The organism is Streptomyces sp. NPDC099050, assembly GCF_044759865.1.
Classification (GTDB): Bacteria; Actinomycetota; Actinomycetes; order Streptomycetales; family Streptomycetaceae; genus Streptomyces.
Genome location: NZ_JBIWAE010000039.1, coordinates 40,942 through 51,377 on the forward strand (window position 1 = coordinate 40,942; position 10,436 = coordinate 51,377).

Genomic DNA, 10,436 nt, shown 5'->3' on the forward strand with positions numbered 1-10,436 from the left:
GCGGGCCATCAGCGCACCCTCACGGGTCATCGCGAGCAGGTCGGGCCTCCCGTTGCGGGCGGTCTACGTCGATCACGGTCAGGTCCCGTTTACCTCCCCAGCCGACGCCGATCCGCGTGCGCGCGCCGAGAGGACGAACCGGCCGTTGTTCATGGCCACGCTCTGGATCCCCCCGATGGGTGACCGGTAGGCGTCCCGTGCCTGGACGACGCCGGCGGTGGCCTTCAGCACCCCGGTCGTGGGGTCGATGGGCCGGCGCACGAGCACGCACGTGCCGGAGTCCGTGCGCCAGATCCTGGTGGTGTCGAAGACGTCCGGCGAACTGCCGATGCTGGCGACGTAGAGGCGGGTGCCGGCCCAGGTGACTCCGTTGGCGTAGCCGTCGCGGATCGCGGTGTAATCGCCGCCGTCCGCGGTGAGGGCGACGAGCTGTGCGTTCCGGTAGTGCACGGCGGACGGGTTCGTGGCGTCGGCGACGCTGATCCGCTCGGTGCCGCCCGGCCCGTACCAGCTGGTCAGGACTGATTTGCGGCGTCCCCCGGTGCCGTGCGTGACCCCTCTGCCGTACGCGTTGAAGCTGATGGCGGCGGCCGTGAGCGTCCCGGTGTCCTCGACGCCTGCCCGGCCCCACACCCAGCGGGCGAAGTCGGAGCACCAGGCGGTCGGATGGTTGCACCCGTAGTACGGCGAGCAGTTGTTGCCCACCTGACTCAGGGCGATCGAGGCGACCGTGGGTGCGGTGTCGGACGCCGACCGAAGTGAATGAAGGCGTGAGAGGCCGCAGAGAAATTCGCGGAGAAACCCGCTGCGCCGCACAGCGACGGGTCCGAAAGCCGGTACGAGGGCTGCGAGCGGACGGTGAGTGACATGAAACTCCATGCCCGGCAGTGCGGGAAAGCCCGCTCCGGGTCAATGCATGGTCACGTCATTTCCGCGGAATCCCGGGTTGCCCGCTCCAGCTCCAGCTCCAGCCCCAGTCGTTGCCCGCGGCGACTCCGCCGCCGGCCACGAACGGTGCGCTCACCAAGGATGCGGCGGCGCTGGAAGAAACGAAGATCAAAGACTTCACGGCGTGCACTTCCTTCCCCACCCTGGATTGTTCTGTCTGCGCGGCCGCTCCGGCCTGCTGATAAATATCTTGTCCTGGACGGGAGTCCGCGACTAGAGAATTCAGCTGGCACGAAAGACGCCTGACACTTTCGTGTCAGGCGGCTTTCGGCTCGGGGGCGGTGGCGCTCAGAGCAGTCCCAGCTCCGCAGCGCGCCGGCCGAGCTGGAAGCGGCTGCCGGCTCCCAGCCTGTTCGCCAGATCGGTGATCATGCGCCGCTCGGTGCGGAGCGAGACGCCCAGCTTGCGGGCCGCGGCCTCGTCGGTCATGCCGTCCGCGAGCAGCTTGAGCAAGGTGGTCTCCTGTGCGGTCATCTCGGGGCCGCCACGGGCCGGCGCCTCGCCGAACGGGGTCGCGGCCGCCCACACCTGGTCGAACAACGCGCAGAACCCGGCCAGGGCCCCGGCCTCGTGGATCACGACCGCACCCGCCGAGGAATCCTGCGGATCGACCGGGACCAGGACCACCTCCCGGTCGATGATGTGCATGCGCAGCGGCAGCGAGGGCGCCGTACGGATCTGCGCGCCCGAGGCGACCAGCCACTGCGCGTACTCACGGCTCCCCGGGTCGTTGACCACGCTGTCCAGGTACACGGTCCTGAGCCCGACGCCCCGCTTCAGGGTCGCTTCCGCCAGTGGCTTGGCCGCCTCCCGGTTCGCGGCGGGCTGCGGTCCGCCCGGCGCGAAGGCCAGGGCCTCGCGCCGGGCCCGATAGGCGAGTTCTTCCAGCCGGGTGCGGATGGCCTCCAGGCCGACCAGCCGTTCGACCCCTCCGGAAGACTGTCCGACGCGCAGGACCGAGTAGTCGGCGAGCAGCCCCGCGACGGCTACCCGGCTCTGCTCGATCTCCTGCTGCTTGCGCGCGAGTTCGCTTTGATGGCGGGCGAGCAGGGCTTCCAGCGCCAATTCCGGCGGCACCGCACGCAGATGGTTCGGATCGTTCAGCGAAGGCCGTAGCAGAGCGAGGTCTGCCAGCCGGTCGAGCACCGCGTTCAACGCGGACCGCTCCCAGCCCAGGACCTCACCCATGCGATCGATCCCCATGGAAGGATTTTCCAGGATGAACCGATATATGACTTCAGTGTCCTCATCGAGCCCCAGCGGTCCTAACACTGCGAGTACCCCGCTCTCTCCACATGCGCCCCACACCCCTCCCGACATGTTTGCGCCAAGGCATGAATGTGTCGCGCGAAAATCCGACGTGCACGCCGCGGACTTCTGCATAGTTCGGGTGTGTATCTCGTCGAGTTCCTCCTGGCCAAACCCCCCATGGCGCCGCAGGCCCTTGAGGGCGCCTCCCTGGAGGCGCTGCGGTCCTTATGTCTGCCCCAGGACGGGGTGGAGCACATTCGCATCCATACGTCGCGTGCCGGCGCCCGGGGCGTCTTCTTCTGCCGCGCGCCGGACCTGGACCAGGCCGTCAGCCGCACGTACGCCGTCTGCCGACGCGCCCTCGAGCTGCGTCCCGAATTCCGTGGCTGGGAGATCACACGGGTCACCGGCGCGCTTTGAGCGCGCGCACGGTCCGTAGACGGTCCCGACAGCGCATGCGTCGACGAAGCCCGGCCGTCGCCCCCCTGACCAACATGAACAACACACTATGCCCCACACTCGAATTGGGACTTCTCGATTCCTGCTTCACCACGAGCTACCGCGACGGGCCCGGAAACACGGATGTCCACCGGGGTGCCCAGGCCGTCGACGGAGACGGTGACCATCGCGTCGTGCCCGTGGAAGGTGACGTGGTGACGGTGCCCTGGGCGGCCGCCGCGTCGAACGCCAGGACGATGCGCTACTGCCGGCCGCCGCCAGGCAACCGACCACGCTCCGTCCGGCCCCCACCCGCGCCACTCGCGACACCGCGGGTGGGTCGCCGTTGATGCTGGTCAGGGGCGGTTGTGCTCCTGGTGGTGACATTCAGGTGCGGTGTCTACGGGGTGTTGCCGGCGTCAGTGGTCGTGGCTGTGGTCGTGGGTGTGGTCGTGGGTGTGCCCGGTCTCTCCACCCCGTACCAGGGGCGAAGCCGCAGGTGTTACTGAAGAAGAGCATGCGTATCTCGCCTCACCACCCGCTCTCTCGCGATCGCCGTCGGTGCTATGACCTGTCTGGCCGTTCTGCCCGGTGCTGCCTCGGCTGATGACATCGATGCCCCTTACGCCCGCGCCGCCGCGAAGGTTTCGATCGACGCCAGGCTCCTGCACGCCAAGAATGTGGAGGCGGTCACCTTGGGGACTGGCAGCGCAGGTGTCTACTGTGTGAGGGTCTCGTCCGCGGCTGTCCCCGACCTGTCCACGGCAGCGGTCGTCGCGTCGCTCGGAACGCGCGGACAGATCTCGACGATCGACGCGCCCCACGCGTTCTGCAACAACGCGGCCAACACGGTCACCGTCCTTACCCACAATGACCAGGGCATCTTTGCGGACAAGGCGTTCACCCTGGCCGTCCTGTAGCGCGACCCGTTGGTACACGGCGGGCCCGTTCCTCGATCAGGAACGGGCCCGTTGCCGTCCGCGGCCAACGTGGTGGAGAAACTTGCCGGCGTCCCCGACCTCGGCCAAGCGCAGACCAGCCTGGCGATCAGTTTTGGTGCCGGTCGGGTTGGCGTGGCGGACGGGCTCCGGTTCGGCCGGGGATCAGGGTGCGGTCGGCGTCAGTTTCAGGGCGCCGGCAAACGAAGTGACGGCCGGGGCCGGCGTGGTGCTTTTCGTAAAGCGGTCCGGGCTTCCGGTCGGGGTGGAAGCCCGGGTGTGTCACACCCCTGTTCCTGGGGGCGGTTCGTGCCCGGAAAGACTGTTCATGAAATCTCTCGTCGGTAAGTACGAGCTCCTGTCTGACCCCAGCGACAAGGCCTATGACGGCTTCCTTCAGGCGGCAGGGGTCAGTGATGCCCACCGTGAGGCGTGAAGCATGGTTGTGCCTTCGGAGATCGCCAGGGTGGGTGACCAGTGGCGTATGCGGACGCTGTCCGACGTGGGCAACGAGGAGGCCCTGTTCAGTCCCGGGGTCGGGACTGAGACCCCGGTTCTTTGGGGTGGACACGGTGTTCACCGTGGAGGGCAGTAGCAAGCTCGTCGAGACGTTCATGGCGTCCGGCGAGGAGATCCGGATCGTGTCTGAGTTCGCTGTCGAGGGGATGACCAGTACTCACTCCAGCCAGGGCAGGACCGCTGTCCGGAAGTACAAGAGGGTCGCCTGACCGGTGAGCGGCTGTCTTCAGGCGGGGTGGGGAATGTTGGCTGGCGCGACATTCTGCGGGTGGTCGCGTCACGTGTGGTCAGTGCTCGGCGTCGCTGAACTGTCCAGCGAAACCTGCGACGCCGCGGGTGATTGTCACTGGGGCGCTGCGGTAGTTGTCACCGCGGGCGGGTAGTCGTTGTTGCTGGTCAGGGGAGGGTGTGTTCCTGGTGGTGACATTTTGATGCGGTGTGTTCGGTGTCATCGGTGTGCGTTGTCGCTGGACAACGGGGTGCGGTGTCTATGGGGTGTTGCCGGCGTCAGTGGTCGTGGGCGGCTGGTGTTGTCCGGTCTCAGAACCCGGCCATCGACTTGTCGAGTACCCCGCCTGTCGCGCCGTAGAGGCTGCACTTTGCGGTGTGTCCGGATCTTCTTCGGAGTGTGAAGCCGAGGAGGAAGAAGGCGAGGAAGAGCCCTCCTTCGACCGCGGCGACGACTGGGTTGTAGATGAAGTACACGAAGGCGGTGATTCCCGTCCAGACCGCGATGGGCAGCATGGATCCCCGGAGAACCGTTCCGAAGCTGACGGGCGCCAATCCGTCGGGCAGCACCCGTTCGTTCCACAGTTCGATGTGGTGGCGCGTCACGCAGTGCTCGTCAGTCATGCCCTGATCAGATCACTCCCGCGCTGATCGGAGTGGTGGTCAGTCAGAAACCGGGCTGGCAGGGGTGCGTGAGCTGGGCCTGCGCGTGCTGCTTATACCGCAGGCCACCGGTCGTTGTCTCCCGTTCGCGGCTTTTAGTCTTGTGGCCCGTTTTCTGGCGGTGTCATGGGGATGAGCCGTTTTGTTGGCCGGAGTCGGGCCGGGGTGGTGGTGTGTGGTGGCTGTGCTGCCGGAAGACGATGTGCCGGTGGGCGGGATACTTCCGTCCGGGTCGGGGCGTGAGGGCGCGGTTGCCCGTCTGATGGCGTTGGATGCCCGGGGCGGGTTGACGTCGGCTCATGTGCGTTTGGTGGCGTCGGGGCTCGGTGTTTCGGTCCGTACGGTGCGCCGTTGGGTTGAGGCGGCCCGTAGGGAGGGCCGGACGGGGCCTTTGCCGCGTCCGCATTTCACGGTCACCCCGCGCGTGCGGGGGTTGTTGGCTTTGTGGGGCGGGAACGCGGCTGCCGTGCACCGCGAGCTTCTGACCCAGGCCCGCCAGGCCGGGGATGAGCAGCAGGTGCCGTCGCTGGCAACGCTGCAGCGTGCGATCGTGCGGGATCTGTCGGCGGGGGAGCGGGCGGGGTTGAAGGGTGGTGAGGCTGCCAGGCGTCGGTATGACGTGTACGGCAAGCGCCCGCGGACTCATCGCAATGCCTGCTGGGAGGGGGACCACAAGAGGGTCCCGGTACGCGTGGATCTCGAAGGCTCCGCGGTGTGTCCGTGGGTGACGTGGTTCATCGATGTCGCGACGAAGGCGATCGTCGGAGTAGCGGTCACCCCGCACCAGCCGGCCCGGGACGCGGTCCTGGCCGCGCTGCGCACGGGCATCAGCAGGCAGGATCCGTACGGCCCGTTCGGTGGCCTGCCCGGGGTGGTGCGGGTGGACCGGGGCAAGGAGTTCTTGTGCCGGACGGTGGAGCGTGCTCTGGGTGCTTTCGCGGTCCCCGTGGATGATCTGCCGGCGTACAAGCCGTACCGCAAGGGCACCATCGAGGCCCTCAACGGTGCGGTCGAGGAGATGCTGCTGGTCTCGCTGCCGGGCTATACGCATCGGGCCCGCCCCGCGGAGGCGTACCGGCCGGATGCGGTGGAGGATCTGCTCTCGTACCCGGACTTCGTGAAGATCCTGTTGGACTGGGTGGCGTGGTGGAACACCGAGCACCACCCTGCGGGTCTTGCGGACGGGATGACGCCGTTGGCGGCCTGGGAGGCGGATTCGGCACCGGTCGAGGACGTCGCGGAGGAGCGGCTGGCGTTTTTCGCGATGGAGGACGACGGCCGGGTCCGGAAGATCACGACGAAGGGGATCAGCTGGCGTCGTCGTGCCTATATCGGGCCGTGGATGGCCGGGCACGTCGGCATGCGGGTGCGGTTGCGGTATCTGCCGCACTACGACGGGCGGATCGAGGTGTTCTCCATCGAGGAGTGGGGCCGGCACCTGGGCAGCGCGTATTTGGCCCAGGCGGCGACGGTGGAGCAGCGTCGTGCGCTGAGTTCGGTCAGGGAGAAGAAGGCCCGCGCGTTGAAGGCGGATCTGAAGGCGGCGGAGAAGCTGCGCAAGACCCGCTACGCCGCTACGACCACGGCTGCTGCGCCCCGTCCGCGGCGCACGGTCACCTCCTCTCAGGCGGAGGCGGAGATCGCCCGGGCCAGGGGCGTGGATTTGGCGGCCCGGGCGCTGCCGGACTTGATCCCGCCCCGCGAGCCTCCGGCCTCCTGGGCTCGCCCGGTTGTCCGTCCTCGAAGGGCCCAGACAGACGCCGGGCAGGCGGCTGATGGCGGGCTGCCTGGAGTGGGCGATGTACGTGACGACAGCGGGGAGCGTTGAGTGATGGTGACTGCTGAGCGGCAGGGCCGGCTGCCTCGTGAGCGGGAGGACCACTTCATGCGTCTGCCGGGCGCCCAGGTCGTCTCCACGCGCGCGCTGCTGATGGCGCGGGAGAACATCCGGGCCGCGATCGAGGCCAGGGCCATGATCTGCATCTACGGGCAGGCGGGCCGGGGCAAGTCGTTGGCGGTGAATACCTCGCTGCGTGAGCTCGCGCCGAAGCTGACGCGCCGGATCCAGTTCCGCTCTCGCCCCTCGACCCGCGACTTGCGCCACGAGCTGTTCCACGCGCTGGGCCTGCAGGGCCGTCCGCCGGGGCATCCGATCGAGTTCGACCGGATGCTGCGTGGTGCTTTGGAGGCGACGCATGTTCTGGTCTGTGATGAGGCGCAGTGGCTGTCGAAGATGTGTTTCGAGTATCTGCGCTATTTGTGGGATGACATCGGCTCGGACCTGACGATCGTGTTCACGGGCGGGGACGGCTGTTTCGAGATGCTGCAGAGCGAGCCGATGTTGGAGTCCCGCGTGTACGCGTGGCAGGAGATCGAGCCCATGCCGCTGGAGGAGGTCCTCACCGTCATTCCGGCGTTCCACCCCGTGTGGGCGGACGCGGACCCGGATTTGATCGCGATGTGCGATGACGAGGCCGCGCACGGCAATTTCCGGGCCTGGGCGAAGATCACCCATCACCTGACCGCAGGGATGAAGGAGTCCGGACGGATCCTGGACGAGGATCTGCTGCGCTGGTCCTACAGCAAACTGCGCCAGCGCCCGCTGGAGCCCTGAAGTGCTGGACTGCCCGAATCCGCCGCCGGTCACGGTGGTTGTGGACCCGTACGACGACGTGGTCCACACCCGGGCGGCACTGGCCTCCCACGCCCCGCAGCACGGGCGCCTCACCGTTCATCCGACCCCGGGCGCCGACGCCGCGATCGCGCTCGCCTACGACATCCTCGCCGCCTTGGGCAAACCGGTCCCCGTGGCCGGCTACCGCCACCTCGACCCGGCCCCGGTCTGGTCGATCGCCGCCGCCTGGATCCTGGCCACCCCCATCACCCACCTCACCCTGCTGCGCGCCCACCTGCTCACCCCGCACCGCTTCAAGGGCCTTCTCGCCCTGCGTCGGCGCACCGGAGTCCGCTTGGTTCTGGTCTGCCACCACCGGTCCATGCGGGCATTCCTGGAACGTGAACTGAGGCAGGTGGACCACCGCGTCGCCGAGGCCTCCGCTTTGCTGCCCGAGGCCGAACCGGCCATCCTTGAGCGCCAGGCATCCCAAGCGGCGCGGCCGTTGGCTAACCGCTGGATCAGCCTGTCTGCCCTGACCACCCTCAGGGCCCTCGATGACTCGACCGGGCTGTGCCGGTGCGCCGCGCCTCTGGCGGCGGACCGGGACTTTTTCCCGCCGGTCATGCCGCCGGTCACCGAGGCGGAGGTGGCGTGGCGCCTTCACCGTGCGACGGCGCACCCCTACCTGGCGGCTCAGCTCGCGACGGCGGCGTTCACCGCGGCTTCCACCACCCAGCTCGCCACCGCACACGTCCGCGACTTGGCCCTGGACGGCACGACCATCACCCTGCACGACCACGGGCTGCGCGGGGGCTGTATGACCCACCCCGTTCCCGACTGGGCCTGCCCACTGCTGAGGGCGGCCGCTCTCCTCTGGAAGATCGGGTCCAACACCAGCGGTCGACTCTTCAGAGACCCGCTGGGAAGCGAGGGGCTGCCGTCCCTGACGGCCTTCGCCGAAGGCTGCAAGCTCCGCCCACCCCAACCGCCGAGTCCCAAGCAGCGCCGGAGCCGGCGAGCGGCAGCACCGAACCCGAAGGAGCCGGTGAAGACCATCTGGCCTGTGTGTACCGCTCATTACGGGCTCGCGTGGGTAAGGGATGAACCCGATCTGATGCAGGGCTGTCCGCACCCGCCTCCCCACACGCGTAAGACCATCGAGAGGCGGAAGAGGGGGTGGCTGCCGCCGGACTACGGACTGCGCGAGCTTCGCCACCTGCGCTGAGAGCGAGCGACTGCAGTTTGTTGTCACTGGGGGAGTCGTCTGATGCCCGAGGTCGTGGAGTGTTGTTCGTGCTGGTGACGGGCTCGATGTGGCGGGGACGGTGACAGGTCGTTGCGGCTTTGACGGTGACAAGCGATGACGTTCCGGCCGGACAGGGCACGGCGGAGCCCCAACTGCGCAGTTTCATTGGTCCGCGACAAGCGAGGAGGGTTCCTGAGATTCGGATGGGAGCCTGTTCTCCAAAGTCCATCCGGGCTCCAGAATGAAGCACTTTGTTGAGGCTGGCATGATCGGGTGATGCTGCGTGTTGTTGAGTTCTTTGTGGCTCCGGACGACGGGGCTTCCGCTGTTGTAGGGCCAAGGCGTCGTGGTCATGGGTTTCCGGCGTTCGGGTGTGCGGATTTCTTTCCTGATGATGCGGTGGCGGACTGGGAGGTTCTCCTCGTCGGGGGTGTGGCTTCGGACCTGCGTGTTGTTGTGCCGATGAAGAACGACGGGTTCATGGTGTTCGAGGTCCCTGGGAGCCTGTGTTCGGCGCTGGCGGCGGCGAGGAGGGGGCGGCTTGTTGAGGTTGCGGCTGAGTGGGTCGAGCTTGCCGAGGCGAAGGACGGTGCCCCAGCAGAGATGGCGGTTGAGATCCTCACTGAGGTAGCCGGTCTGGCTCGTACAGCAGAAGACCTGGGCCAGCCCCTGTACTGCTGGTACTTCGCGCCCTGAGCCAGACACTCCCCGTCGAGGCCATCCACCTACGAACAGACTGCTGCCAGCCGGGCCCGCGGAGCGGGCCTTGGTCCTGGAGGCGGAGCCGGAAGGTTGTGGTGGGAGCGGAGCGGACACCCGAGCAGGCCCGCAGAGTGGGGTTCTGGGAGACTGGGTGCACGGCGCCTCCGGTATGTCGGTTGGGTCAAGAAGCGGTGTGGGTGCCAGCCGCACGCGTGGCATGCGTTCGGTGCCTTCGCGAACCCGCCGGACTTCGTGTGGGCCCCAGGCCGGGCGACCACCCTGTTCAACTCGTAGGCGCCCCAGCGATTGTTTCCCCTGGTGAGCCTGTGCAGCGGGCTTGCTCTGGTGTGCGCAGCGGGACTAGTGGGTGGCCTGTAGCGTCGAGTGAGGCCTGAAGCGATGACCACCTTGGAGGGGCTGATGGATGTGAAGGGTGAGTGGCCGGAGCTGATGGGGAAGCCGGCAGAGGAGGCTCGGGAGCAGATTGGTGCGGAGTTTCCGGAGATCGCGATCCATGTAGTGCCCGAGGGCAGCATGGTGACGATGGACTTCAACGAGCAGCGGGTGAGGCTCTTCGTGAAGGACGGCAAGGTGGTCCGGGAGCCCAGGCGGGGGTAGTGGCTGCTGCCAGCCCGGCCTGCGGAGCAGGCCTGGTCCTGGAGGCGGAGCCGGAAGGACTCTGGGTGGGGGAGCGGAGCGAAGCCGCCCAACGGGCCGTAGGCCCGGACCCCGTGAAACGGGGTCACCTCCCGCGCGGAGCGCGGGAGCCGTTTGGGGCCTGCGGAGCAGGCCCCGCTCTGGTGGAGCGCAGCGGAACCAGAGCCAGTCCGGAGCGAAGCGCAGGACTCCCGGCCGAAGGCCGGCCATGGCTCGGAGCGAAGCGGAG

General features: G+C 67.8%; 11 protein-coding genes. 8 read left to right on the top strand and 3 right to left on the bottom strand.

Going from position 1 to position 10,436, the window contains the following annotated elements; genetic code table 11:
* Positions 1-78: 78 nt before the first annotated feature.
* Positions 79-705: a hypothetical protein gene (locus tag ACIQV3_RS37840; RefSeq protein WP_403721102.1), complete on the bottom strand. Its 627-nt coding sequence runs from the start codon at positions 703-705 to the stop codon at positions 79-81.
* Positions 706-1,236: 531 nt separating this feature from the next.
* The gene (locus ACIQV3_RS37845; RefSeq protein ID WP_403721105.1) at positions 1,237-2,151 is read right to left on the bottom strand and encodes a helix-turn-helix transcriptional regulator; all 915 of its coding nucleotides are present in this window, start codon (positions 2,149-2,151) and stop codon (positions 1,237-1,239) included.
* Positions 2,152-2,340: 189 nt separating this feature from the next.
* Here ACIQV3_RS37845 and ACIQV3_RS37850 point away from each other — a divergent pair, with 189 nt between their 5' ends.
* The 3 genes from ACIQV3_RS37850 to ACIQV3_RS37860 all read left to right on the top strand — a co-directional run bounded on the left by ACIQV3_RS37850 (position 2,341) and on the right by ACIQV3_RS37860 (position 4,303).
* Positions 2,341-2,619 carry a hypothetical protein gene (locus ACIQV3_RS37850; protein WP_403721108.1) on the top strand — a complete coding sequence of 93 codons (279 nt, stop codon included), beginning with the start codon at positions 2,341-2,343 and terminating at the stop codon, positions 2,617-2,619.
* 584 nt (positions 2,620-3,203) lie between these two features.
* Positions 3,204-3,557, top strand: a complete 354-nt coding sequence (locus ACIQV3_RS37855) for a hypothetical protein (RefSeq protein WP_403721110.1) — start codon at positions 3,204-3,206, stop codon at positions 3,555-3,557.
* 590 nt (positions 3,558-4,147) lie between these two features.
* Positions 4,148-4,303 (top strand): hypothetical protein, encoded by a 156-nt coding sequence (locus ACIQV3_RS37860; RefSeq protein ID WP_403721112.1) that lies wholly within the window; start codon positions 4,148-4,150, stop codon positions 4,301-4,303.
* 331 nt (positions 4,304-4,634) lie between these two features.
* On the opposite strand, the gene ACIQV3_RS37865 is transcribed toward ACIQV3_RS37860, so the two are convergent.
* Positions 4,635-4,946 (bottom strand): hypothetical protein, encoded by a 312-nt coding sequence (locus tag ACIQV3_RS37865; protein WP_403721115.1) that lies wholly within the window; start codon positions 4,944-4,946, stop codon positions 4,635-4,637.
* A 301-nt stretch (positions 4,947-5,247) separates the two neighbouring features.
* Between ACIQV3_RS37865 and ACIQV3_RS37870 the strand changes: the two genes are divergently transcribed.
* The 5 genes from ACIQV3_RS37870 (at position 5,248) to ACIQV3_RS37890 (ending at position 10,168) form a co-directional block, all read left to right on the top strand.
* Positions 5,248-6,813 (top strand): Mu transposase C-terminal domain-containing protein, encoded by a 1,566-nt coding sequence (locus tag ACIQV3_RS37870; RefSeq protein WP_403721135.1) that lies wholly within the window; start codon positions 5,248-5,250, stop codon positions 6,811-6,813.
* A gap of 3 nt (positions 6,814-6,816) precedes the next feature.
* Complete coding sequence (locus ACIQV3_RS37875; protein WP_403721117.1) at positions 6,817-7,599, top strand: AAA family ATPase; 783 nt, start codon at positions 6,817-6,819, stop codon at positions 7,597-7,599.
* Between the two features lies 1 nt (position 7,600).
* A complete protein-coding gene (locus ACIQV3_RS37880; protein WP_403721121.1) occupies positions 7,601-8,827 on the top strand; it encodes a hypothetical protein in 1,227 nt (408 codons plus the stop codon).
* Between the two features lie 297 nt (positions 8,828-9,124).
* Positions 9,125-9,544 (top strand): hypothetical protein, encoded by a 420-nt coding sequence (locus ACIQV3_RS37885; RefSeq protein ID WP_403721123.1) that lies wholly within the window; start codon positions 9,125-9,127, stop codon positions 9,542-9,544.
* A gap of 405 nt (positions 9,545-9,949) precedes the next feature.
* On the top strand, positions 9,950-10,168 hold the full coding sequence (locus tag ACIQV3_RS37890) for a serine protease inhibitor (protein ID WP_403721126.1): 219 nt from the start codon (positions 9,950-9,952) through the stop codon (positions 10,166-10,168).
* Positions 10,169-10,436: the final 268 nt, after the last annotated feature.